The sequence below is a fragment of the Streptomyces sp. KL109B genome, from assembly GCF_030766935.1.
Lineage (GTDB): Bacteria > Actinomycetota > Actinomycetes > Streptomycetales > Streptomycetaceae > Streptomyces.
Genome location: NZ_JASERL010000004.1, coordinates 639,197 through 663,435, shown reverse-complemented (window position 1 = coordinate 663,435; position 24,239 = coordinate 639,197). Strand labels below are relative to the sequence as shown.

20 protein-coding genes and 1 other RNA gene are annotated in these 24,239 nt (G+C 71.8%); 17 read left to right on the top strand and 4 right to left on the bottom strand.

Features of this window, described 5'->3' with window-relative positions:
• Positions 1 to 187: 187 nt before the first annotated feature.
• Entirely contained in the window at positions 188 to 3,430 is a 3,243-nt protein-coding gene (locus tag RBJ65_RS17615) for an FHA domain-containing protein (protein ID WP_306332148.1), read from the bottom strand.
• 462 nt (positions 3,431 to 3,892) lie between these two features.
• On the opposite strand from RBJ65_RS17615, the gene RBJ65_RS17610 reads away from it, so the two are divergent.
• From RBJ65_RS17610 to RBJ65_RS17595, 4 genes are all read left to right on the top strand, one after another.
• The gene (locus RBJ65_RS17610) at positions 3,893 to 5,545 is read left to right on the top strand and encodes a serine/threonine-protein kinase (protein ID WP_306322400.1); all 1,653 of its coding nucleotides are present in this window, start codon (positions 3,893 to 3,895) and stop codon (positions 5,543 to 5,545) included.
• Positions 5,546 to 5,669: 124 nt separating this feature from the next.
• On the top strand, positions 5,670 to 6,911 hold the full coding sequence (locus RBJ65_RS17605; protein ID WP_306322399.1) for a serine/threonine-protein kinase: 1,242 nt from the start codon (positions 5,670 to 5,672) through the stop codon (positions 6,909 to 6,911).
• A 63-nt stretch (positions 6,912 to 6,974) separates the two neighbouring features.
• On the top strand, positions 6,975 to 8,081 hold the full coding sequence (gene prfB / locus RBJ65_RS17600; RefSeq protein ID WP_306322398.1) for a peptide chain release factor 2: 1,107 nt from the start codon (positions 6,975 to 6,977) through the stop codon (positions 8,079 to 8,081).
• 354 nt (positions 8,082 to 8,435) lie between these two features.
• Positions 8,436 to 9,239, top strand: coding sequence for a hypothetical protein (locus RBJ65_RS17595; RefSeq protein ID WP_306322397.1), 804 nt, complete (start codon positions 8,436 to 8,438; stop codon positions 9,237 to 9,239).
• A 72-nt stretch (positions 9,240 to 9,311) separates the two neighbouring features.
• Here the strand turns inward: RBJ65_RS17595 and RBJ65_RS17590 are convergent, their stop codons facing one another.
• Complete coding sequence (locus RBJ65_RS17590; RefSeq protein WP_306322396.1) at positions 9,312 to 9,503, bottom strand: hypothetical protein; 192 nt, start codon at positions 9,501 to 9,503, stop codon at positions 9,312 to 9,314.
• A gap of 301 nt (positions 9,504 to 9,804) precedes the next feature.
• On the opposite strand from RBJ65_RS17590, the gene ftsE reads away from it, so the two are divergent.
• The 6 genes from ftsE to dacB all read left to right on the top strand — a co-directional run bounded on the left by ftsE (position 9,805) and on the right by dacB (position 15,519).
• Entirely contained in the window at positions 9,805 to 10,494 is a 690-nt protein-coding gene (gene ftsE, locus RBJ65_RS17585) for a cell division ATP-binding protein FtsE (protein ID WP_266710884.1), read from the top strand.
• Positions 10,495 to 10,563: 69 nt separating this feature from the next.
• Positions 10,564 to 11,481, top strand: coding sequence for a permease-like cell division protein FtsX (ftsX, locus tag RBJ65_RS17580; RefSeq protein ID WP_306322395.1), 918 nt, complete (start codon positions 10,564 to 10,566; stop codon positions 11,479 to 11,481).
• Between the two features lie 78 nt (positions 11,482 to 11,559).
• A complete protein-coding gene (locus tag RBJ65_RS17575; protein ID WP_306322394.1) occupies positions 11,560 to 12,732 on the top strand; it encodes a S41 family peptidase in 1,173 nt (390 codons plus the stop codon).
• A 31-nt stretch (positions 12,733 to 12,763) separates the two neighbouring features.
• Positions 12,764 to 13,312, top strand: a complete 549-nt coding sequence (smpB, locus tag RBJ65_RS17570; protein ID WP_306322411.1) for an SsrA-binding protein SmpB — start codon at positions 12,764 to 12,766, stop codon at positions 13,310 to 13,312.
• A gap of 119 nt (positions 13,313 to 13,431) precedes the next feature.
• Positions 13,432 to 13,820, top strand: a transfer-messenger RNA (tmRNA) gene (gene ssrA, locus RBJ65_RS17565).
• Positions 13,821 to 13,917: 97 nt separating this feature from the next.
• On the top strand, positions 13,918 to 15,519 hold the full coding sequence (gene dacB, locus RBJ65_RS17560; protein ID WP_306322393.1) for a D-alanyl-D-alanine carboxypeptidase/D-alanyl-D-alanine-endopeptidase: 1,602 nt from the start codon (positions 13,918 to 13,920) through the stop codon (positions 15,517 to 15,519).
• Here the strand turns inward: dacB and RBJ65_RS17555 are convergent.
• Positions 15,509 to 16,717, bottom strand: a complete 1,209-nt coding sequence (locus RBJ65_RS17555; RefSeq protein WP_306322392.1) for an MFS transporter — start codon at positions 16,715 to 16,717, stop codon at positions 15,509 to 15,511. The genes dacB and RBJ65_RS17555 overlap by 11 nt on opposite strands.
• An 83-nt stretch (positions 16,718 to 16,800) precedes the next feature.
• On the opposite strand from RBJ65_RS17555, the gene RBJ65_RS17550 reads away from it, so the two are divergent.
• The 3 genes from RBJ65_RS17550 to RBJ65_RS17540 all read left to right on the top strand — a co-directional run bounded on the left by RBJ65_RS17550 (position 16,801) and on the right by RBJ65_RS17540 (position 20,584).
• Positions 16,801 to 17,826: a LysR family transcriptional regulator gene (locus RBJ65_RS17550; RefSeq protein ID WP_306322391.1), complete on the top strand. Its 1,026-nt coding sequence runs from the start codon at positions 16,801 to 16,803 to the stop codon at positions 17,824 to 17,826.
• A 99-nt stretch (positions 17,827 to 17,925) separates the two neighbouring features.
• Positions 17,926 to 19,296, top strand: coding sequence for a NarK/NasA family nitrate transporter (locus RBJ65_RS17545; protein WP_306322390.1), 1,371 nt, complete (start codon positions 17,926 to 17,928; stop codon positions 19,294 to 19,296).
• A gap of 124 nt (positions 19,297 to 19,420) precedes the next feature.
• Positions 19,421 to 20,584 carry a uroporphyrinogen-III synthase gene (locus tag RBJ65_RS17540; protein WP_306322389.1) on the top strand — a complete coding sequence of 388 codons (1,164 nt, stop codon included), beginning with the start codon at positions 19,421 to 19,423 and terminating at the stop codon, positions 20,582 to 20,584.
• Positions 20,585 to 20,846: 262 nt separating this feature from the next.
• Here the strand turns inward: RBJ65_RS17540 and RBJ65_RS17535 are convergent, their stop codons facing one another.
• Entirely contained in the window at positions 20,847 to 21,359 is a 513-nt protein-coding gene (locus RBJ65_RS17535; protein WP_306322388.1) for a DUF1772 domain-containing protein, read from the bottom strand.
• A 100-nt stretch (positions 21,360 to 21,459) separates the two neighbouring features.
• On the opposite strand from RBJ65_RS17535, the gene RBJ65_RS17530 reads away from it, so the two are divergent.
• The 4 genes from RBJ65_RS17530 to RBJ65_RS17515 all read left to right on the top strand — a co-directional run bounded on the left by RBJ65_RS17530 (position 21,460) and on the right by RBJ65_RS17515 (position 24,197).
• The gene (locus RBJ65_RS17530) at positions 21,460 to 22,002 is read left to right on the top strand and encodes a GNAT family N-acetyltransferase (RefSeq protein ID WP_306322387.1); all 543 of its coding nucleotides are present in this window, start codon (positions 21,460 to 21,462) and stop codon (positions 22,000 to 22,002) included.
• 65 nt (positions 22,003 to 22,067) lie between these two features.
• Entirely contained in the window at positions 22,068 to 22,694 is a 627-nt protein-coding gene (locus RBJ65_RS17525; RefSeq protein ID WP_306322386.1) for a CGNR zinc finger domain-containing protein, read from the top strand.
• A gap of 124 nt (positions 22,695 to 22,818) precedes the next feature.
• Positions 22,819 to 23,394 carry a sigma-70 family RNA polymerase sigma factor gene (locus tag RBJ65_RS17520; RefSeq protein WP_207829144.1) on the top strand — a complete coding sequence of 192 codons (576 nt, stop codon included), beginning with the start codon at positions 22,819 to 22,821 and terminating at the stop codon, positions 23,392 to 23,394.
• Positions 23,391 to 24,197: a zf-HC2 domain-containing protein gene (locus tag RBJ65_RS17515; protein ID WP_306322385.1), complete on the top strand. Its 807-nt coding sequence runs from the start codon at positions 23,391 to 23,393 to the stop codon at positions 24,195 to 24,197. The genes RBJ65_RS17520 and RBJ65_RS17515 overlap by 4 nt, the downstream gene beginning before the upstream one ends.
• Positions 24,198 to 24,239 lie beyond the last annotated feature (42 nt).

Sequence of the window (24,239 nt, the reverse complement as noted above, 5' to 3'; positions counted from 1 at the left end):
CCGTCCCCCACGGCTGCCCGCCCCTCGCGGTGGGCCGCAACCGCCTTGGGCAATCTGCCGCCTTGGGCGGCAGGGTGGGCAAGGCGGCGCACGGTGCCGCGTGCTCAGGGCCACGGGCGCCGGCCCCGGCACGGCTCTGGGGCCCGGGGCGGCGCAACAGGATCGACCCGGGCCGCCCCCGGCCCGGCTAGAGGAGTGAGGGGACCTCGGACGCGGAGACCGAGCGGGCCGCGCGCTCCAGCGCACTCGCCAGGAGCGCCAAGTCCGTGGGCCCGTTCCCCAGTTCACGTACCGGGCGGCGGTCCGGCGGATCGCCCATCCGCGCCCACTCGAGCGCCACCACGGTGGGCCGCTGCGTCGCGGTCCGCGGGATACGCCCGGTCACCCGCCCCGCCTGCACCTCCACGTCACGCCCGTCCGCCCCGTGCAACACCCCACGCCCCGGCGCGGGATCCTCACTGCCGCCACTCACTGCGTCGAGCACGACCCGCGGCCGCGCCGTCCACCCCACGCCCCCGCCGGAGGCGAACGCCGCGACGAGATGCACCCCGAGCCGCTCCCCGTCCCGGGCCACCGCCTCCAACGCCCGCACCACCGACCCGGCGGCCGGCCGCCCCGGCGACCCGAGCGGCGGCGAGAGCAGCGCGTCGAGGTCGTCCACGACGACCACCAGGCGTGGCAGCGGAGAAAGCGGAGAACCGGGCTCCGCCTTCTCCCGCGTCGCCCCCGGCCGCAACCGCATCGTCGAACTCGGCGGCACATCCACATCCCCGGCCCCCGCCCCCTCGGCGGCCGGCGCACCCCGCTGGGACACGACCCGCCCCGAAACGGCCCGCTGCGTGTGCCACTCGGAGAAGTGCGTACGCCCGATCAGCTCGGCCCGCCGCTTCAGCTCCGTCGTCAGCGCCTGCGCGAACTCCCGCATCCGTACGGGATCGTTGGCGGCGAGGTGCGTCGTGACGTGCGGCAGGTCCGTGCAGACCCGCAGCCCCTCCGTACGCTCCCCGCGCTCCCCGCCCGGCGCACCGTCGACCAGCACCATCCCGAGCCGGTCGGGCCGCTCCGCCGCGGCGAGCGACGCGGCGACCGAGCGCAGCAGCTCCGTACGGCCGCTGCCCGCGGGGCCCTCGACCAGCAAGTGCGGGCCGTCGGCGGCGAGATCCACGGTCAGCGGGCCGCGCGGACCGGCCCCGAGGACCGCCCACACCCGGCCGCCGAGCGAGTCCGGATCGTCCCCGGCCGCCGCCCAACGCGCCATCAGGGACGCGGGCGTGGCTCGCGCCAACCCCAACTCGTCCAGGAGGCGGGCCGATTGGGGCAGCGGCGCCGACACCCGCGCCCCCGGCCGGTCACCGGAACCGCCCACCGCGTCCGTGCGCAACGGAGCCAGCGCCCGCGCGAACCGCTCCGCCCACGCCAGCGACACCGCGTCCGCCGTGCCGACCGTGCCGTGCCCGACGAGCTGCCCCCGCGCCGCTCGGTGCAGCCGCAGCGTCGTCGCGACATCGCCGCTGAGCAGCGCCACCGCCCCGCACGCGCGGAACGCCGGGCTCTCGGCGCACGCCGCCTCGTAGCTCTGCGTGGCCGGTGAGGCGGGCGACGCGGCGGGCGCCTCGGCCAGGCACACGACATGGATCCCGGCCGCTGCCCCCTCGGCGGCCAGCCGCACCGTCGCCTCCCGAAGGGAGGCGCTCCCCGGGTCGCCGTCGACCACGACGACGGTGGCGGCGACCGGCTCGTCCGGGCTCTGCGCCGAGGGCCGGAGCCCCGCCGCGTGGTCGTCGAGGCGGCGCAGCAGCTCGCCCGTGCGGGCCGTCGCCTGCTCCCGGTCGTACGCGAGCAGCAGCCGGCAGTCCTGGCCGTGCGCGGGACGCACCTGGGGCAGCCAGCCGAGCCAGGACCATTCCTCGACCCGCTCCTCAAGGGACCGGTCCCGGTCGGTCGAGATCAGGACGAGTTCCAGGCGCTCCGGCGCGTGCAGCGTCGCGAGCTGGGCGATGGCGCAGCGGGCAAGCCCCGCGAGCCGCGCGCGCGGCCCAGCGAGCCCCAGCGCCCCGGCCTCCGCGAGCCCCACGGTCACCGGCACCGCGGGCAGCAGCCCGACGCCGCCGGGGCCCGGCCGGTCGACGCTGCCGAGCCGCACCGCGAGCGACTCCGGGTGGCCGGGCCCGCGCTCCCACAGCCGCGGCCCGGGGCCGAGCGCGGTGAGCAGCAGCGCGGCCGCGTCCGGCCAGGTCTCGGCGGCACCGACGACGGGCCGGGTCTCCTCCTCGTACGAGGAGGAGGCGGGGGACGCCTCTGGGGCGGCGGGGTCGGTCACGGGGGCGGCACGCTGCGGGGTGCGCAGCACGTGCGGCTCGTGGATCTCGTGCTGCTGGTCCTGCCCGCGGGCGCCGTCGAACCCGTCGTACCCCTCGTACCCGTCGTACCCGTCGTACGCCGCGCGCTTGTCGCGCCCGGAACCGCGCCGCAGCAGTCGCGAGAGCCCACCGCGCTTGCGCGGGGCGCGCGGCGGCAGCGAAGTGCCGCGCGCGGGAGTGCCCAACCGCGCGCCGTCCGCTTCCTCGGCCCCCTCCGGCCCGGACACGACGGGGCGCGAGCCGCCCTGCCCGCCGCCGGTTCCGGTACCGGTATCCGTGTCGGTGGTGTCACCCGCGGAGCCCCAGGCGGAGTCCCCGTACGCGTGCCGGGTCTCCCGGTCGGGGGCCGGGTCGGGGTCCGGGGCGGAGCCGCTCGCGGGCGTCCGCGTCGGCTCCTCGGCGAACAGCACCCGTACGTGCCCCTCCCCGTCCGACGCCGTGCGCAGCGGAGTGGGCCGCGCCGCGTCGCCCGCGACGGAGACCCGCAGCGCCGATTCGCCGACGCGCACGAGGGAGCCGGGGGAGAGGCGTACGGGACGGGTGTCGACGGGGCGGCCGTCCACCGACGTCCCGTTCGTCGAGTCCAGGTCCTCCACCGAGATCCGGCCGTCGGCGCCGAGCGTCACCGCGCAGTGCAGCCGTGACACGTCCGGGTCGTCGAGCGAGACGTCGGCGTCGGCGGAGCGGCCGACGCGGATCTGCCCGCCGTGCAGCAGGTGCACGCCGCCCGCGTCAGGACCCGCCACCACATGCAGCTGGGCCGCCGCGTCGTCCGGCTCGGGACCCGGGTCGACGGGGGCGCCGAGCGCGACCACGGCGCCGTCGATCAGCGGGGGCTCGCCGAGGACGCAGCGCTGCGCGTCGAGCCGCTCCGTGCCCGCGTACAGGGTCGTGGACCCGGGCTCGCCGCCCGCGACGGCCGTGGCCAGGCCGGAGACGACCGCGGCGAGTGCGGTGCCCGCGGGGGCCGTGACCAGCACGTCGACACCGCGTGCGAGGGTGTCGTCACCCCGTGCGAGCATGTCGGGGCGCGTGCCCAGGGGGTCTACGACGGTAAGCCGGATCTGCATCGCCGCCTGCGGTCCCTTCTGCGCGGGCGCCCGGAAACGAGGGGCTGGCCCGCGGTCCCCCACCGCAGATCCCCCACCGCCACGGGCACGTCAGCCAGTGCTGCAAAGCATCCTTGCACCTGCCGCTGACAACACGCCCGCCCGTCACCCTCCACCACCCTCAATCGAGGCCTTGCAGGCCGCAGATTACATTCCCAGCCACCCGTAAGTGATCTTGATTGGTCGCCTCTGCCCGTAAAAGTGCCTGCTCGCGCACCTCTTGAGATCGGTCACGTCACCCCTCGGCAACCAATGGCCCCAGCCGTGCGTCTTTCCGTCGAACACGGGTAGGCCGAGAAGTCCCGGTGAGGGGCGAAGGCCACAGAAGATCGACAGCCAGTACCGGGGAATCCGCCACTAGAGTGGGTCGGAACACCCGGAACCGGGTGACCCAAGCAAGTACCGATGCAGGGAGCGCATGACGTGCGGCCGGTAGGCAGCAAGTACCTGCTCGAGGAGCCGCTCGGACGCGGCGCCACGGGCACCGTCTGGCGAGCCCGCCAGCGCGAGACGGCGGGCGCGGAGGCGGCCGTCGCGGGACAGCCCGGTGAGACGGTCGCGATCAAGGTCCTCAAGGAGGAGCTCGCCAACGACGCCGACGTGGTGATGCGCTTCCTGAGAGAGCGCTCCGTCCTGCTGAGGCTCACCCACCCGAACATCGTGCGCACCCGCGACCTGGTCGTCGAGGGCGAGCTGCTCGCCCTCGTGATGGACCTCGTCGAGGGCCCGGACCTGCACAAGTACCTGCGCGAGAACGGCCCGTTCTCGCCGGTCGGCGCCGCGCTCCTGACGGCCCAGATCGCCGACGCGCTGGCCGCCTCGCACGCGGACGGCGTCGTGCACCGCGACCTGAAGCCGGCGAACGTCCTGCTGAAGTGGGACCCGGACGGCACTGCTGAGATGTACCCGATGCTCACCGACTTCGGCATCGCCCGCCTCGCCGACTCCCCGGGCCTGACCCGCACCCACGAGTTCGTCGGCACGCCCGCCTACGTGGCGCCGGAGTCCGCCGAGGGCCGCCCGCAGACCAGCGCCGTCGACGTCTACGGCGCCGGCATCCTGCTGTACGAGCTGGTCACGGGCCGGCCCCCGTTCTCCGGTGGCTCGGCCCTCGAAGTCCTGCACCAGCACCTCAGCTCCGAGCCGCGCCGCCCGTCCACGGTCCCGGACCCGCTGTGGACGGTCATCGAGCGCTGCCTGCGCAAGAACCCGGACGAACGGCCCAGCGCGGAGAACCTCGCACGCGGCCTGCGCACCGTCGCCGAGGGCATCGGCGTGCACGCGAGCAGCGCGCAGATCGCCGCCGCCGAGGGCGTCGGCGCGCTCCTGACGCCGGACCCCACCCCGGCCCAGGTTCCGGGCACGCCCGGCACCTCGGACGCGGACCCCACGCAGGTGCTGCCCAACAACGCGGCGGCGGCCGGTCTCGCCGGTGCCGCGGGCGCGGCCGCGGGTGCCGCCGCGGCGGGGGCGTACGACCCGAACGCGGCCACCAGCGTCATGCGCCAGCAGGGCAACGACCAGGGCGGCGACGCGGCCGACCCGACCGCCGTCATGCCGCCGATGCCGCAGGGCCCGCCGCAGCAGATGCCGGACGCCTGGGGCGACCAGCTGCGCGCCGCGCGGGACCGCAACGAGCAGACGCAGGTCCAGTACCTCGCCCCGGACCAGGACCCGCTGCGCCGCCGCCCGCAGCGCCAGGTCGCGCAGCCGCAGCAGCAACAACAGCAGCAACAGCAGCCGCAGCAGTACGCGCAGCGGCCCCAGCCCCAACAGCGGCCGCAGCCCCAGCAGTACGCGCCGCCGCAGCAGCCCGCGCGCCCCCCGAGGGAGCCGCGCGAGCCGCGTGAGCCGCGCCGCCGCAGCCCGAACCGGATGAAGATTCCGGGTCTTGGCTGCCTCAAGGGCTGCCTGTTCATGATCGTGATGCTCTTCGTGGTGAGCTGGCTCGTCTGGGAGTTCACCCCGCTCCAGGACTGGATCGGCACCGGCAAGGGCTACTGGGACCAGCTCTCCGACTGGTTCTCCACCGTGTCCGGCTGGATCGGCGACCTGGGGAGCAAAACCGGCAACTAGCCCGGCAACTTCTCCGTGACGTTGGAGATTTGTCGACATCCGACGGGTGATTTCCCCCTCTGATGCGCAGGTTGGCGTCCGAGCCGCGTAGCTTGGGCGCCAACACGCGTCTGTAGGAGCAGTCTTGGCACGGAAGATCGGCAGCCGGTACACCGCACACCAGATCCTGGGGCGCGGCAGTGCGGGCACGGTGTGGCTGGGCGAGGGACCCGAGGGGCCGGTCGCCATCAAACTGCTGCGCGAGGACCTCGCCTCCGACCAGGAACTGGTCGGCCGCTTCGTCCAGGAGCGCACCGCCCTGCTGAGCCTCGACCACGCGCGCGTGGTGGGCGTCCGCGACCTGGTGGTCGACGGGAACGACCTGGCGCTCGTCATGGACCTCGTACGCGGCACGGACCTGCGGACGCGCCTGGAGCGCGAGCGCAGGCTGCCCCCGGAGGCCGCCGTCGCCATCGTCGCGGACGTCGCGGAGGGCCTCGCCGCCGCGCACGCCGCGGGCATCGTGCACCGCGACGTCAAGCCGGAGAACGTACTCCTGGACATGCAGGGCGAGCTCGGCCCCGGCGGATCGCACCCCGCGCTGCTCACCGACTTCGGCATCGCCAAGCTGATCGACACCCCGCGCCGCACCCGCGCGACAAAGATCATCGGTACGCCGGACTACCTCGCCCCCGAGGTCATCGAGGGCCTGCCCGCGCGCGCGGCCGTCGACATCTACGCCCTCGCGACGGTCCTGTACGAACTCCTCGCGGGCTTCACGCCCTTCGGCGGCGGCCACCCCGGCGCCATCCTGCGCCGGCACGTCACGGAGACGGTGGTCCCGCTCCCCGGCATCCCCGACGAGCTGTGGCAGCTGCTCATCCAGTGCCTCGCCAAGGCCCCCGCCTCCCGGCTGCGCGCCTCCGAACTCGCCACCCGGCTGCGCGAACTGCAGCCGCTGCTGGTCGGCCTGCCCCCGCTCGACGTGGACGAGCCGGAGACGGAGCCCGACCCCGACGAGGAGCCGGAGCCGAGCGCACAGGCCCCGCAGGAGCCCCCGGAGAAGCCCCGCCGCGGCGCCGTCTCCCTGGTCCCCGGCTCCGCCCCCAAGGACTCCAACCGCGACACCCATACGTCGATGAGGGTCCCGGCACCGGACGAACTGGCCGGCGGCGCCCGCGGCACGGCCCGCGCCCCTCGCGCCCACGGCTCACCCCGCCCCGGCTCGGCCCGCAACCGGCACGCCACCCGCCGCAGACGCATCACGCTCGGCGCGGCCGGGCTCGTTCTCGTCGCCGCGGTCGGCGGCGGCGTATGGGCGGCCACGTCGGGCTCGGACGAGGCGCCGCCCGTGGACAGCAACAATTCCGCGCCCACGGAACCGTAGGGGCCCGAAGCGGCGAGCCCAGGGCCGGAACGGATCACTTGCACCAGCCGTTAGGCTGGTCTTGTGGCAGTCGTCGATGTTTCCGAAGAGCTGAAGTCCCTCTCCTCGACCATGGAGTCGATCGAGGCCGTCCTGGACCTCGACAAGATGAGGGCAGATATCGCCGTGCTCGAGGAGCAGGCGGCCGCGCCGTCCCTGTGGGACGACCCGGAGGCGGCGCAGAAGATCACCAGCAAGCTGAGCCACCTCCAGGCGGAGGTCCGCAAGGCCGAAGCCCTGCGCGGTCGTCTCGACGACCTCGGGGTCCTTTTCGAAATGGCCGACGAGGAGGACGATCCGGACACCCGCGCCGAGGCCGAGTCCGAGCTCAAGTCCGTCAAGAAGGCGCTGGACGAGATGGAAGTCCGCACGCTCCTTTCCGGTGAGTACGACTCCCGCGAGGCGATCGTCAACATTCGCGCGGAGGCCGGCGGCGTCGACGCCGCCGACTTCGCCGAGCAGCTGCAGCGCATGTACCTGCGCTACGCCGAGCGGCACGGCTACAAGACCGAGGTCTACGAGACGTCGTACGCGGAAGAGGCCGGCATCAAGTCGACCAGCTTCGCCGTCAAGGTCCCGTACGCGTACGGGACGCTCTCGGTCGAGCAGGGCACGCACCGCCTGGTGCGCATCTCGCCGTTCGACAACCAGGGCCGCCGCCAGACGTCCTTCGCGGGCGTCGAGGTGCTCCCGGTGGTCGAGCAGACCGACCACATCGACATCGACGAGTCCGAACTGCGTGTCGACGTCTACCGGTCCTCGGGCCCCGGCGGCCAGGGCGTGAACACGACGGACTCCGCGGTCCGCCTGACCCACATCCCCACCGGCATCGTGGTCTCCTGCCAGAACGAGCGCTCGCAGATCCAGAACAAGGCCACGGCCATGAACGTCCTCCAGGCCAAGCTCCTCGAGCGCCGCCGCCAGGAGGAGCAGGCCAAGATGGACGCCCTCAAGGGCGACGGCGGCAACTCCTGGGGCAACCAGATGCGTTCCTACGTCCTGCACCCGTACCAGATGGTCAAGGACCTGCGCACCGAGTTCGAGGTCGGCAACCCGCAGTCCGTGCTCGACGGCGAGATCGACGGCTTCCTTGAGGCCGGGATTCGCTGGCGCAAGCAGCAGGAGAAGTAACGCCGGGAGTAACTCCGGGATTCAACGAAGACAAAGGCAACTGCCGTTCACGGAACGACAGTTGCCTTTCGTTTTGCCCCTCCCGCCTCTCCAGTTGTGTTCTACTCGTGAAGAACGACCTGGCATTTACGTCACAGTCACATGTTCGTATGGCGGTCAACTCGCCCAATTATGGACATTACGTGCGCAACGGCCTTGACGCTGGTCCGAAAAGTGGAAAGGCTGGCGCGCGGCATGCGTATTAGTGGGACGCGTGTGAACGGGGGAGAGGTGAACGAGGCCTCTGCTGCCTCCTGTTGAACGCAGTCCCTGACGCTGCTCCACTGACGATTGGCTACTGGGGGTAGCAGACTGATGACCAAGAAGACGCGGATCCGCGTGGCGCGGATAGCGGCCGGTGCGGTGATCGCGGCTGGCGCCTCGCTGACCGCAGCGGGCGTGGCCTCTGCCGACACCATCGATGAGGAGAGCGGCAAGACGTGCGGCCCGCTCGGCCTCGTTTGCTGGGACAGCAAGGGCAAGCCCGCTGACCCGCCCGCCGACGACGAGCCGCCCGAGGACGAGGACCCGGGCAGCGGTATCGCCGGTGTCACCTCCGGCAACGAGAACGGCGGCATCACCTCGGGCAACGAGAACGGTGGCGTCACCTCGGGCAACGAGAACGGCGGCATCACCTCCGGCAACGAGAACGGCGGCCTGACCCAGGGCAACCAGAACGGCGGCATCACCTCCGGCAACGGCAACGGTGGCGGCCAGTCCACCGGCGGCAGCAGCACCGGCGGCGACCAGTCCACCGGCGGCACCGGCGGCGACCAGTCCACCGGCGGCTCCACCTCCGGCGGCGACGACTCCACGGGCGGCGGCTCCAGCACCGGTGGCGGTTCCGCCACCGGCGGTGGCGACAACACCACCCCCGACGGCAACAACAACCCCGTCGAGCAGGGCCAGGGCAAGGAAGGCCTGAACGACACCGGTTCCGAGCCCGCCGAGCAGACCGGCACCGGCACGGGCGCGGCTGCCAAGCCGAGCGGTGAGCTCGCCGAGACGGGTTCCTCCGGCACCACGTTCCTGGTGATCGGCGCCGCCACGATGATCGCGGGCGGTGTCGGCTTCCGACTCCTGCCGCGCCTCGCCGGCGGTCGCGGTACCGCCGCGTAACGCGCGACACGCCGTACGAAAGGGCCCGGAGCCGATCGGCTCCGGGCCCTTTCGCATGTCTGTGTGCGGCGGCTACACCGTCTGATGCGCGAGCAGCGCCATCGCCGCCACGAGCACGGCCACGAGCGCGACCAGCGCCATGGGGCTCAGCGCGGACAGCGGGTTCTGCTGCTGCATCCGCTCGCGGTTCGCCCGGCACACCGGGCAGCGGCCCTCGCTCACGGGCGCCGCGCAGTTCGCGCACACCAGCCGGTCGTAGGTCATGCGCTTCTCCTCTCCCGCGCGGCGGAGTCGTCCGGGCGGGTACCCATTCGTTCTCTCCGCTCAACGCTCCGGGAAACGCAACCGTTCCCCCTACCACTGTGCCAGCTTCCCGGACTTTAGGCGCGCCTCCCTTGAGGGATCGGCCCCCTACCAGGTACGGGACGGACAAAACCGGCGACTCATCCGGCGTCACAGCGGGATAAAACGCTCAACCGGGGACGGCGCCTGCGCTCCGCGCGCGGCTTCGCGTATGGTCACGCACACCTACCTCCGACGCCCCCCGATGCACCGAGGCGCACCCGTGATCCGATTCGACAACGTCTCCAAGGTCTATCCCAAGCAGACCCGGCCCGCCCTCAGGGATGTCTCCCTGGAGGTCGAGCGCGGTGAGTTCGTCTTCCTGGTCGGCTCGTCCGGCTCCGGCAAGTCGACGTTCCTGCGCCTCGTGCTGCGCGAGGAGCGGGCCAGCCACGGCCAGGTGCACGTGCTGGGCAAGGACCTCGGCCGCGTATCCAACTGGAAGGTCCCGCAGATCCGCCGCCAGCTCGGCACGGTCTTCCAGGACTTCCGTCTCCTGCCCAACAAGACGGTCGGCGAAAACGTCGCCTTCGCGCAGGAGGTCATCGGCAAGTCCCGCGGCGAGATCCGCAAGTCCGTGCCGCAGGTCCTCGACCTCGTCGGCCTCGGCGGCAAGGACGACCGCATGCCGGGCGAGCTGTCCGGTGGTGAGCAGCAGCGCGTGGCCATCGCGCGGGCCTTCGTGAACCGGCCCAAGCTGCTGATCGCGGACGAGCCGACCGGCAACCTCGACCCGCAGACCTCGGTCGGCATCATGAAGCTGCTCGACCGGATCAACCGGACGGGCACCACCGTGATCATGGCCACCCACGACCAGAACATCGTGGACCAGATGCGCAAGCGCGTCATCGAGCTGGAGCACGGCCGCCTCGTGCGCGACCAGTCGCGCGGCGTCTACGGCTACCAGCACTGAGAACCACAGACCGCGAGAAGTACCGAGAAGTACCGAGCAAAGAAAGCTGCGAAAGGCGTTAGTGACGCTATGCGTGCCCAATTCGTTCTGTCGGAGATCGGCGTAGGACTCCGCCGCAATCTCACGATGACCTTCGCCGTGATCATCTCGGTTGCCCTCTCGCTCGCCCTGTTCGGCGGCTCGCTGCTCATGAGCGACCAGGTCAACCAGATGAAGGGCTACTGGTACGACAAGGTCAACGTCTCGATCTTCCTGTGCAACAAGGGGGACGCCGACTCCGACCCGAACTGCGCCAAGGGCCCGGTCACGACCGAGCAGAAGAAGGACATCCTCGCCGACCTCCAGAAGCTGCCCGTCGTCGACAAGGTGGCGCACGAATCGCAGGACCAGGCGTACAAGCACTACAAGGAGCAGTTCGGCGACTCCCCGCTGGCCAGCTCGCTGACGCCGGACCAGCTCCAGGAGTCGTACCGGATCAAGCTGAAGAACCCGGAGAAGTACGACGTCATCGCGACGGCGTTCAACGGGCGGCCCGGCGTGCAGTCCGTGCAGGACCAGAAGGGCGTGCTCGACAACCTCTTCCGGCTGCTCGGCTACCTCAACTGGGCGGCGGGCGCCGTGATGGCGGTGATGCTCGTCGTGGCGCTGCTGCTGATCGTGAACACCGTGCGGGTGTCCGCGTTCAGCCGCCGCAGGGAGACCGGCATCATGCGGCTCGTCGGCGCGTCCGGGTTCTACATCCAGGCGCCGTTCATCATGGAGGCCGCGGTCGCCGGGCTCATCGGCGGCGGCATCGCCTGTGTGTTCCTCGCGGCCGGCCAGTACTTCGTGATCGACAACGGCGTGGCCCTCTCCGACAAGCTGCAGCTCATCAACTTCATCGGCTGGGACTCGGTGTTGACGAAGCTGCCGCTGATCCTCGCCGTGAGCGTGCTGATGCCGGCGCTCGCCGCGTTCGTCGCGTTGCGCAAGTACCTCAAGGTGTGACAAGAGTCCTTCGCGCCACAGGGCGTCGTACGGGTCAACAACCCGTACGACGCCCTGTGTTGTCCTAGACTCACCGACATGTCAGGTCCGGACGCCTTCTCCCGGCCCCGCCGCATCGGCCGCGGGGCGAGCCTGACATTGATCTTCGTGACGGTCCTCGCGGCGGGCGCCGCGACCGGCTCCTGGCCCGAGGTGGACGGGAAAGCCGCCGGGAAGGCGGACGGTTCGCTGGTCGCCGCCCACGAGAAGCCGCTCGCCGAGGGCGCCGACCCGCGGGACGCGGCGGCCGAGGCGATGGCCGACGGGAAATCGCCCACGAAGGCCGCAGAGGACGCGGTCAGCCGCAGCGGGGACCGCTGGGGCGCCGTCTACTCGCCGGGCGAGTACGAGGAGTTCGAGCAGTCCCTGGACGGCGAGTACACCGGCATCGGCCTGCGGGCCCGCCGCACCGCCGAAGGGCAGGTCAAGGTCACCAAGGTCAGGGACGGCTCGCCCGCGCAGCTCGCCGGCATCCGCGCGGGCGACCGGATCGCGGCCGTCGACGGCGACCCGGTCACCGGCCGTCCCGTCACCGAGGTCCTCGCGCTGCTGCGCGGCAAGTACGCGGGCACCTCCGTCCACGTGGGCCTGCAGCGCGGCACGCGCGCGTGGAGCGAGACGCTGCGCCGCGCCAACCTCTCGACCGACGCCGTCACCTCCACCCGGCTCCCCGACGGGGCGACGCTCGTGAAGGTCAGCGCCTTCAGCAAGGGCGTCGGCGACCAGGTGCGTACGGAGGTCGGCGCGGCACCCGCGCGCGCGGGCGTCGTCCTCGACCTGAGGGGCAACTCCGGCGGCCTGGTCACCGAGGCGGTCAGGGCGGCCTCCGCGTTCCTCGACGGCGGGCTCGTGGCGACGTACGACGTGCGCGGGGCGCAGCGGGCGCTGCACGCGCAGCGGGGCGCCGACACGTCCAGACCGGTGGTCGTGCTCGTCGACAGCGGGACGATGAGCGCGGCCGAACTGCTGACCGGCGCCCTCCAGGACCGCGGCCGCGCGGTCGTCGTGGGCTCCAGGACCTTCGGCAAGGGCTCGGTCCAGATGCCGAGCCGGCTCCCCGACGGCTCCGTGGCGGAGCTGACCGTCGGGCACTACCGCACCCCGTCGGGCCGCACCGTCGACGGCCGCGGCATCACCCCGGACCTGGAGACCGAGGCGGACACCCTGCGCAGGGCGGAGACAGTATTGACTGGCCTCGGGGACCCCTCTTAGTGCGAAAATGGCCAGCACTATGGCCAAGGCAATGTATGTACCGAAGGAGTCCCAGCCCAAGCAGGGCAAGAAGGGGGCGTCGTCCGACAAGAAGGACGGCAAGCGCAAGATGGTCGCGCAGAACAAGAAGGCGCGCCACGACTACTTGATCATGGACACCTACGAGGCCGGCATCGTCCTGACCGGCACGGAGGTCAAGTCGCTGCGCCAGGGGCGTACCTCCCTGGCCGACGCCTTCGTCCAGATCGACGGGGGCGAGGCGTGGCTGCACAACGCCCACATCCCCGAGTACAACCAGGGCACCTGGACGAACCACGCGGTGCGCCGCAAGCGCAAGCTGCTCCTGCACCGCGACGAGATCGACAAGCTGGAGTCGAAGTCCCAGGAGACCGGTCACACGATCGTGACCCTGGCGATCTACTTCAAGGACGGCCGGGCGAAGGCCGAGATCGCGCTCGCCAAGGGCAAGAAGGAGTACGACAAGCGGCAGACGCTGCGCGAGAAGCAGGACCGGCGGGACTCGGACCGGGCGATCGCGGCGGCGAAGCGGCGTCAGCGCAACAACGAGCGGATGGGCTGACGCGGCCGCCAGGGGTTCGTCAGGAATACGCTGGCCCCGTCGCGCGTTGGTCACGTACGATGGCACTGCTCCTCACGCAGGGGCGCCGGATCGAAAGATCCACCTTGAAAAATCAACATGGGGATGATCGGTTTCGACAGCGGATGTCGAAGCAGGGGAAGCGTGTCGAGGAAGCGGCAATGATCTCGTTAACCATATGTCGCAACCAATAATCGCCAATTCTAAGCGCGATTCCCAGTCCTTCGCCCTCGCTGCCTAATAAGCAGTGACTGAAGGACCCTAAAAGGGTGTCAGCCCGGGGATGTTCCCGACCCGGATCCTGGCATAATCTAGGGAACTAAACCATCGAGCCCGGTCACGGGGTTCGATGGGAAATCAAACAGTGACTGGGCCCGTCGGCGACTTGTTCGCGTGATCACCGGGGCCGAGAAAATCGAAGCGAACTGCACACGGAGAAGCCCTGCTGCTGCACCGTTGGACGCGGGTTCGATTCCCGCCATCTCCACTCATCCCATGCGATACAAGGCCCGACTGCGAACGCAGTCGGGCCTTTGTCGTGGAGTGGGTCTTGGCGGGGCCCTGTGGTTCCGGGATGCTCCTGTGGCATGAGTAGACGTGATGGGAACTCGCTTTCCAGAACCCGTAGATGGGCCTGGCCCCTCGTACTCGTCGTGGCCGCCGCCGGACTTTCCTGGGGCGGACCGGCCGGCGCCGATTCCAGCCCGAGCGGGCTGCCGGAGGCCATCGACACGATTCTCGGGGACGCGCGGATGGAGGGTGGCGCGGCGAGCGTCGTCGTGGCCGACGCGAAGACCGGCGAGACCCTGTACCAGCACAATCCGACCGGGCGGCTGATGCCCGCCTCCAACACGAAGCTCGCCACCTCCGCCGCCGCCATGGGCGTCCTCGGCCCCGACTACCGGTTCGGCACCGACGTCCTCGCGGCCGGGCGGGTGCGCGACGGGGCGCTCGACGGGGACCTGTATCTGCGCGGTACCGGCGATCCGACCACCCTCGCCGCCGACTACGACAAGCTCGCCGCCGAGGTCGCCGCGGCCGGGGTGAAGCGGGTGAGCGGGCGGCTCGTCGCCGACGACACCCGCTTCGACGACCACCGGATCGGCGACACCTGGGGCGGCGACGACGAGTCCTCGTACTACGCCGCCCAGATCAGCGCGCTGAGCGTCGCGCCCGATACCGACTACGACACCGGGACCGTCATCGTCGAGGTGAAGCCCGGCGCGAAGGCCGGGGACAAGCCGACCGTCAGCGTCACCCCGAAGAACCGGTACGTCCACGTCGACGTACAGGCCTCCACCGTCGGTGCCGGGGGAGACGACAGCGTCGCCGTCGAGCGGCGGCACGGGACGAACACCATCACCGTGAGCGGCACCGTGCCGGTGGGCGGGGACACCACCAAGGAGTGGGTGACCGTGTGGGAGCCGACCGGGTACGCGGCCGCCGTGTTCCGGGACGCGCTCGCCGCGCACGGCGTGAAGGTCGGCGGGGGCACCAAGCTGGGGCGGGCCACGCCCGCGGGCGCGAAGCGGCTCGCCGCGCACGAGTCCATGCCGCTGAAGGACCTGCTGATCCCCTTCATGAAGCTCTCCAACAACATGCACGCCGAGTCCCTCACCAAGGCCATGGGCTTCAAGACGACCGGAAAGCCAGGGAGTTGGGGTGACGGCATCGACGCCATCGCCGACTACCTGAAGGGCGCGGGCGTCGACGCCACCAAGGCGCGGCAGGTCGACGGCTCCGGGCTCTCCCGCAAGGACAACTTCGCCGCGAGGCAACTCGCCGACCTGCTGATCTCCGTACAGGACGAGCCCTGGTACGCCGACTGGCACAAGTCGCTGCCGGTGGCCTGCGATCCCGACCGGTTCGTCGGCGGGACGCTGCGCAGCCGGATGTGCGACACCCCGGCCGCCCTCAACGCCCGTGGCAAGACCGGGTCGTTGACCGGGGCCTCCGCGCTGTCGGGCTATGTGAAGGACGCCGACGGGCGGCTGCTCGTCTACAGCATCGTCCAGAACAACTACCTCGTGGACTCCGTGAAGCCCCTTGAGGACGCCATCGTCGTGACCCTCGCGAAGTCCACCTCCAAGGAGGCGGCGGCCGTCGCGCCGAAGTCCACACGCGCCGTCCCGGCCGCCGAGCGGGACGGCGACCTGGAGTGCTCGTGGCGCAAGCCGGTCACGTGCTGACCCGCGGGCGGCCGGACCGTACGTAGGCGTACAGCGCGAGGAGCAGCGCGCACGTCGCCGCCGTGACCGGGACCGTGTACGCCGCGGTGGGGCCCCAGTGCTCCACCGCGGCGCCGCCCGTGGCCGAGCCGGTCGCGATGCCGGTGAGGATGCCGGTCACGGCGAGCGTCATGCCCTCGTTCAACTGGCCATCGGGCGTACGTTGTTGGACCAGGGTCATGCCCGTCACCATCGTCGGCGCCGTCGCCATGCCCGCGACCAGGAGCGCGCCCCCGAGAACGTACAAGGAGCCCGTGAGCGAGGCCGCGAGCAGCGGCAGCGTCATCAGGGCCGCCATCGCCGCCACGCACAGCGGATGGCGGCGGGCCGCCGGGCCCGACGGTTTCCACGCCCCGTAGAGCAGGCCCGCCGCGCAGGAGCCCGCCGCCTGGAGCGCCAGGATGCCGCCCGCCCACACCTTGTGGCCCTGCGCGTCGGCGAAGGCGACGGTGACGACCTCCAGGGAGCCGAAGATGCCGCCCGTGGCGAGGAAGGCGAGCAGCAGGGGCGGCATGCCACGCGCGCGTAGCGGCGTTCTCGTCGCCTTCGTACGCGCGTGGGGAGGCGGTTCCGTCGCGCGTTGCGCGGCGAAGATGAGTACGCCGGTCACCATGAGGACGGCGCTGATCAGGGTGCCGGCCTCCTGGAAGAGCGAGCCGCACAGGAAGGCGGCCACGACCGGGCCGAGCATGTAGCACAGCTCGTCCGCCGCCTGCTCGAAGGAGTTCGCCGTGTGCAGGTCGTCCGGGGTCTCCTTCAGCAGGTGCGCCCAGCGGGCCCGGGACAGGCCGCCCGTGTTGGGGGTCGTCGCGGACGCCAAGTAAGCGGCGAAAAGCGTCCAGTTGGGCGCACCGAAGTGCACGCACAGCAGCAGTGCGAGCGAGCCGCAGGCCGATACGAGGGTCGCGGGGACCGCGATCCGCGCCTGCCCGTGGCGGTCCACGAGGCGGGCCGTCCACGGGCCGACGAGCGCGTTGGCGACGAGCCCCGTGGCGGTGACGGCGCCCGCGAGCGCGTACGAGCCGCGCGAACCGGAGATCATGATCACGGCGCTGATGCTGAACATCCCTTGCGGGAAGCGGGCGATGAGGTTGCCGAGGGTGAAGGCGCGGGCGCCGGGGACGGTGAACAGGCGGGTGTAGGCGGTGGCGGTGGACATGCCATGAGCGTCGCCGCTGGTCACGTCCATGGTCCAACACCTACTCGGTACCGATTCACACACCCGCGTTGTAAGTTCGCCGGATGTCCCCAGCGAACGTCGACCCACGCCTGTTGCGCGCCTTCCTCGCCGTCGCCGACGAGCTGCACTTCACCCGCGCCGCCGCCCGCCTGTACGTCGCCCAGCAGGCGCTCAGCCGCGACATCCGGCGCCTGGAGCGGGAGTTGGGCGCCGAGCTGTTCGGCCGCACCACACGCCAGGTGACGCTCACGGCGGACGGGGCCCGGCTGCTGCCGTACGCGCGGCGCGCGATCGAGGCGCAGGACGAGCTGCTCGCGGCCTTCGCCGGGCCCGACGCCGTCACCGGCCGGCCGCTGCTCGTCGACGTCAACAGCCCGGGGCTCGTGCACGAGCGGGTGCTGGCGCGGGCCCGCGAACTCGCCCCGCAGCAGGAGCTGATGGCCCGCTACGAGTCCGGGCTCACCTTCGCCGCCGCCGAACTCCTCGCGGGGCGCCTCGACGTGTCCTTCGGCCGGTTCGCCGGGCTCGACGCGGCCGTGCGCGCCCGCCTCGACCAGCAGCCGGTGCGCTACGAGCCGATGGCGGTGCTGCTGCCCGAGGACCACCCGCTCGCGGACCTCGACGCCGTCCCGCTCGGCCGCCTCGCCGGTGAGTCGGTCTACGCGGGCGCGGGCAATCCCCGTACGCCCGAGTGGACCGACCTCGCCCGGCTGCTGTTCGAGGGCCGGGGCATCCGTGTCGCGCCGCCCGCGCCGCTCGCCGTCGGCAAGGAGGAGTTCCGCCGGATCATGACCAAGTACCGGAACCCGGTGCTCACGGGGATCGACTTTCCGGGCATGCCGGGTTCGGTGCTGCGGCCGCTCGTCGACCCGGTGCCGCTGTCGCCGGTGTCGCTGGTGTGGCGCAAGGGGCGCGGGCATCCGGGGATCGACGCGCTGCGGGCCGCGGCGGCGGCGCTCGCGGCGGAGGACGGGTGGCTGGAGCGGCCCGCGGACGGGTGGCTGCCGGACGCGGACGCACGGGTCATGGACGCCCGCGTCATGACGGACTCGCCGACCGGCCTCACCCCCGTACGCCCCGCCAGGTGAGAGCAAAGTTCCCCAGTGGTCACTTCGGGCCACGAACCGGAAATCCCGCCTCCCTACCTTCGGGAACGTCAGTGGCGAACCGTGACCTGGAGGCGTGCGATGCCTGGCCCCAAGGAGCAGACCCGGAGCCGGAAGTGGATCGAGCGGTGGGATCCCGAGGACGAAGTGTTCTGGGAGGAGACGGGCGCCAAAGTGGCCCGGCGCAACCTCGCCTTCTCCATCCTGTCCGAGCACATCGGGTTCTCCATCTGGACCCTGTGGTCGGTGATGGTCCTCTTCATGGGCCCCGAGTACGGGATCGACCCGGCGGGGAAGTTCTTCCTCGTGTCCATGGCGACACTGGTCGGCGCCTTCGCGCGCGTGCCCTACACGTTCGCCGTCGCCGTCTTCGGCGGCCGCAACTGGACGATCATGTCGGCGAGCATGCTGCTCGTCCCGTCGATCGCCGCGTTCGTGGTCATGGAGCCCGGCACCTCGTACACCACCTTCATGTGGTGCGCGGCGCTCACCGGCGTCGGCGGCGGCAACTTCGCCTCCTCCATGACGAACATCAACTCCTTCTTCCCCCTTCGTAAGAAGGGGTGGGCGCTCGGCCTGAACGCGGGCGGCGGCAACATCGGCGTACCCGTCGTGCAACTCGTCGCGCTCGCCGTGATCGGCGCGAGCGGCGGACCGCGCGTGCTGCTCGGGATCTACATTCCGCTGATCGTGGTCGCGGCCGTCTGTTCGGCGCTGTTCATGGACAACCTGGCGTCCGTGAAGAACGACACCGGGGCCGCGAAGGAGGCCGTGCGGGACGCCCACACGTGGATTATGTCGTTCCTCTACGTAGGCACCTTCGGCTCCTTCATCGGCTACTCGTTCGCCTTCGGGCTCGTCCTCCAGACCCAGTTCGGGCGTACGCCGCTCCAGGCGGCCGGAGTCACGTTCATCGGGCCGCTGCTCGGCTCCCTCATCCGGCCCGTCGGCGGAAAGCTCGCCGACCGGTACGGCGGCGCGCGCATCACGCTGTGGAACTTCGTCGGCATGGCCGTCGCCACGGGTGTCGTGACCCTGGCGTCGGTCGAGAAGTCCCTCGCCCTGTTCACCGTCGCGTTCATCGCCCTGTTCGTGCTCAGCGGGCTCGGCAACGGGTCCACGTACAAGATGATCCCCGGCATCTTCCAGGCGAAGGCCCTCGCCAAGGGGCTCACCGGCGAGGAGGCCGCCGCGTACGGGCGACGCCTGTCCGGCGCCTCCATGGGGCTCATCGGCGCCGTCGGCGCGCTCGGCGGGCTCGGCATCAACCTCGCGTTCCGGCAGTCCTTCCAGACGGCGGGCACCGGCACCGGGGCCTTCGTCGCCTTCCTCGCCTTCTACGCCGTGTGCTTCGCGGTGACCTGGGCCGTATACCTTCGCCGCTCCGCTTCGCGCACCGTCGCGAGCTCCGCGGCCGAGGCGAAGCCGCAGCTCAGCTACGCCGAGGTGTGACATTGGCCCCCGTAACACGCACGCAATAACGTTGATCCGAGGCTGACACGGAGCGTTGACAGGCTCGGACGACGCACCGGTGGACCCGGTGTTCGCAGACACGTCGAGCGGGGCGAGAACCAATATGGACGACGAACAGCAGGCCACGAAGCCGGAGCGGGCCCACGGGCCGCTCGCGGGCTTCACCGTGGGCGTGACAGCGGCGCGCCGCGCCGACGAGCTGGGCGCGCTGCTCCAGCGGCGCGGCGCCGTCGTGCAGCACGCGCCCGCCCTGCGCATCGTGCCGCTCGCGGACGACAGTGAACTCCTGGCGGCTACGAAGGAGTTGATCGACCACGCGCCGGACGTGGTGGTCGCCACCACGGCCATCGGTTTTCGTGGGTGGGTCGAGGCGGCCGACGGCTGGGGGCTGGGCGAGGACCTGCTCGCGCGGCTGCGCGGCGTCGAACTCCTCGCGCGCGGACCGAAGGTGAAGGGCGCGGTGCGGGCGGCCGGGCTCACCGAGGAGTGGTCGCCCTCGTCCGAGTCGATGGCGGAGGTCCTGGAGCGGCTGCTCGACGAGGGCGTCCAGGGGCGGCGGGTGGCGGTGCAGCTGCACGGCGATCCGCTCCCCGGGTTCGTGGAGGCGCTGCGCGAGGCCGGCGGCGAAGTGGTCGGCGTCCCCGTCTACCGGTGGCTGCCGCCGGAGGACATCGGCCCGGTCGACCGCCTCCTCGACGCCACCGTCTCGCGCGGCGTGGACGCGCTGACGTTCACCTCGGCGCCCGCCGCCACGGCGCTCCTGAACCGGGCGGAGGAGCGGGGCCTCGCGCCGGAGCTGCTCGCCGCGCTGCACCACGATGTGCTGCCCGCCTGCGTGGGGCCTGTGACGGCGCTGCCGTTGCAGGCGCGGGGTGTGGATACGGTGCAGCCTGAACGGTTCCGGTTGGGGCCGCTGGTGCAGCTGCTCTGCCACGAACTGCCCGCACGCGCGCGTACGTTGCCGGTCGCGGGGCACCAGGTGGAGATCCGCGGGCAGGCCGTGGTGGTCGACGGTGAGCTGCGGCCGGTGCCGCCCGCGGGGATGTCGCTGGTGCGGGCGCTGGCGCGGCGGCCGGGGTGGGTGGTGTCGCGGGCGGAGTTGTTGCGGGCGTTGCCGGGTGCCGGCCGCGATGAGCATGCCGTGGAGACGGCGATGGCGCGGCTCAGGGTGTCCCTGGGGGCGCCGAAGCTGATCCAGACCGTGGTGAAGCGGGGGTATCGGTTGGCGTTGGATGCGGCGGCGGATGCGAAGTACGCGGACGGGTGACCGGGACGCCGTGGTGGGGCCTGCCCCGTTGGTGCGGGTGGCCCGTGGCTGAGGTTGCGCAGTTCCCCGCGCCCCCAAGATGGGCTACCTGTGGTGGGGGCCGTCCCCGGGTGTGGTCGTCCGTGGTTGCGGTTGCGCAGTTCCCCGCGCCCCCAAGATGGCTACCCGTGGTCGGACGTACCCGTAATCGTTGCGCATAGCCTCGTGGTCCTGGGGTGGCGCACGTAGTGCGCATTTTAGGGGCGCGGGGAACTGCGCGACCTCAGCCACGGGTGGCGTGTCCCCACACCACGAGCCCCCGCACAAGGCAGCCGAGCGCGGCGGCGCTCAGTGCGGCGCGCACCGCGTTCCACGTCACCCAGGGGGACTCGAAGTGCTCCCGGACCCGCGACGGGTCGGCGATCCGCGCGGGGGTGCCGGCCGCGGCGAGCGTGTCGTTCAGGGGCACGTTCACCGCAGACGTCAGCACGAACACCAGCGCGTAGCCGACGAGCGCCGCGAACACCCAGCCGCGCACCGCCTGTCGGCGCCGCACCCGCCACGCCGCGTACCCGGTGCACACCAGCGCCCCGACGAAGCTCAGGAAGAACACCGGGTTCTGGATGGCGGCGTTGATGCCCTGCATCGCTTCGATGTACGTACGGTCGTCGGCGCGCGCGAGGCCGGGCATCACGCCGCACGCGAACACGTAGAACGAACCCGCCGCCAGCCCCATGGCGACCGTGGCCGCCCCCAGTACCCATCCCGTGAAACGCGTCGATGCCGATGTCGTCATGCGCTCAGTCAAGCTGCGGTCGGCGCCGCCCGACATCGTCGATCCGCGCGCCCCCATGCGCGAGCGTCCAGGCCACGGTCGCGGCGCGTACCGTACGGGCATGCTGATCACCCCCGACATAGAACTCCGCCGCGCCGTCCCCGACGACGCGGCGGCGCTCACCGAGGCCGTCGTCCGCAACCGGGAGTTCATGGAGCCCTGGGAGCCGTTCCGCAGCCAGGGCTACTACACGGAGGCGGCGCAGGTCGAGCGGATCGCCGAGCCGGGCGGGGCGTTGTGGTTGTTGTTCGATCACGCCGCGGGGGGACGGGTGGCCGGGCGGGTCGCGCTCAGCGGCATCCACCTCGGCCCGCTGTGCAGCGCCAACCTCGGCTACTGGTCGGACGCCGACTACCGGGGCCGCGGCCTGATCCCCGCCGCCGTCGAGGAGGTCTGCCGCGCCGGGCGGGAGGAGCTGGGGCTGCATCGCATCGAAGCGGGCACGCTCGTCGACAACACGGCGTCCCAGCGCGTCCTCGCCAAGTGCGGCTTCGAACGGTACGGGCTCGCCCCCAAGTTCCTGCACATCAACGGGGAATGGCGCGACCACGTCCTGTTCCAGCGCATCCTGCACGACGACCCTCCCGCCTACGCGTTCGGCTAGGGCGTCAACTCGCGTTCCGGCGGCGGGGGTTCCGGCCGCGCGCGCGGGCGGGCACTGTAGAGGACATGGCAGCAGTACCCACAGGGCCCCGCCCCCCTGCACCTGCACCTGCACCAGTCCCGGCCCCCTACGAGTTGCGCTTCGACTCCGGGCGCCTGTGCCTGGACCTCGTCGCCACCGCACACCCCGACGAACGCCTCACCACGCCCGACCTGCTGCGCGCCTGGCTGGTCGGCGCGGGGCTCGTCCCCGAGAACGCCGCGCTGCCCGACCGCTCGGCCGCCTGGCTCGCCGCCTTCCGCGAACTGCGCGGCCACGTCGGCCAGTTGGTGCGCGGCGAACTCTCCGGCCGGCCCGCGCCCGGTGCCCTGGAACGGGTCAACCTGCTCGCCCGCGCGGCCCCGCCCGCACCCCGCGCCGTACGCGCCGCCGACGGCACCCTCGTACGGTCCCTGCACATGGAACCCGGCTGCCCGGCCCTGCTCGCCGCCGTCGCCCGGGACGCCGTCGACCTCCTCACCGACCCGGCCGTGCGCGACTGCCTGCGCCAGTGCGAGGGCGACAACTGCCCGATCATCTACCTCGACACGTCGCGCGGCCGCAGGCGCCGCTGGTGCTCAAGCGAGGTGTGCGGCAACCGGGAGCGGGTGGCGAGACACCGGCGCAGGGCCGCCGCCCTCGCCCGCGCGTGACACCCGCACCCGCGAAGATCCTCAACTCCCTTTGAACACACGCGTGTTCATCCGCGTATCCCTCCCGTGAGCCCAGCCGAGAAGAGATGGCCGGATCGTCGAACTGGGGACACCGGAGGTAGGCGTGCGCAAGGATTCCGCCGTGGCCGATGAACGCCCGCCCCGGGCCCGACATCGTGCGCCCCGGCCGCCCGAGCCGGACGAGGAGCTGATGCGCGCGCTCTACGCCGAGCACGCCCGACCGCTTCTGGCCTATGTGCTCCGACTTGTGGCGGGGGACCGGCAGCGCGCGGAGGATGTCGTACAGGAAACGCTCATCCGTGCCTGGAAGAACGCCGGTCAGCTCAATCGGGCGACCGGTTCGGTACGCCCCTGGCTGGTGACGGTCGCCCGGCGCATCGTCATCGACGGCCACCGCAGTCGGCAGGCCCGGCCGCAGGAGGTCGACCCGTCGCCGCTGGAGGTCATCCCCGCGGAGGACGAGATCGACAAGGCGCTGTGGCTGATGACCCTTTCCGACGCGCTGGAGGACTTGACCCCGGCGCACCGGGAAGTACTCGTGGAGACGTACTTCAAGGGACGTACGGTCAACGAGGCGGCCGAGACGCTCGGCATCCCCAGCGGCACCGTGCGCTCGCGGGTCTTCTACGCGCTGCGCTCGATGAAGCTGGCACTGGAGGAGCGGGGGGTGACGGCATGACATCGACGTACGGGCACGAGCCGACGGGGCCCATGGGAGATGCGCACGAGACCGTCGGCGCCTACGCGCTCGGCATCCTCGACGACGCCGAGGCGAGCGCGTTCGAGGCGCACCTGGCGACGTGCGAGCGGTGCGCGCGGAACCTGGAGGAGTTCGCGGGCATGGAGCCGATGCTCGCCGCCCTCGCCGACCTGCCCGCCGACCGCGGCGCCCCGCGCCTGCCGACCCCGGAGATCGGCGACTCCCTGGCCGCCCGCCCCAGCCCCCGCCTCGCGGAGTCCCTCGCCGACGAGCTGGCGACCCGCCGGGCGAGCAAGCGCAGGCGCGGCTTCTTTCTGGCCGCCGCCGCGGCGGCCCTGATCGTCGGCGGCCCGCTGACCGTCATGGCGGTGACCGGAGGCGACGACGGCTCCCACGGCACGGTCGAGGCGCACTCCACCAGCCCCGCCAAGGACGCCTTCGAGCACATCACCGACAAGGTGCGGGCCACGAACGCGGCGACCGACGTCACCGCGACGATCGGCATGGAGAAGAAGACCTGGGGCACCCACGCCGTACTGCGACTGCAGAACGTCAAGGGCCCGCTGAAGTGCTCCCTCGTCGCGGTCGGCAAGAACGGCGAACGCGAGACCGTCACCACCTGGGCCGTCCCGAAGTGGGGCTACGGCATCGACGACAGCGAGAACAAGAACGCCAAGCTCCCGCTGTACGTGCACGGGGGCGCGGCCTTCGACCCCGACCAGATCGACCACTTCGAGGTCGAGACGCTCGACGGGAAACGGCTCGTAGAGGTGAACGCCTGACCGCGCGGACGCCGCACGTAGCCCTCCGGGGCCCCTTTCGCG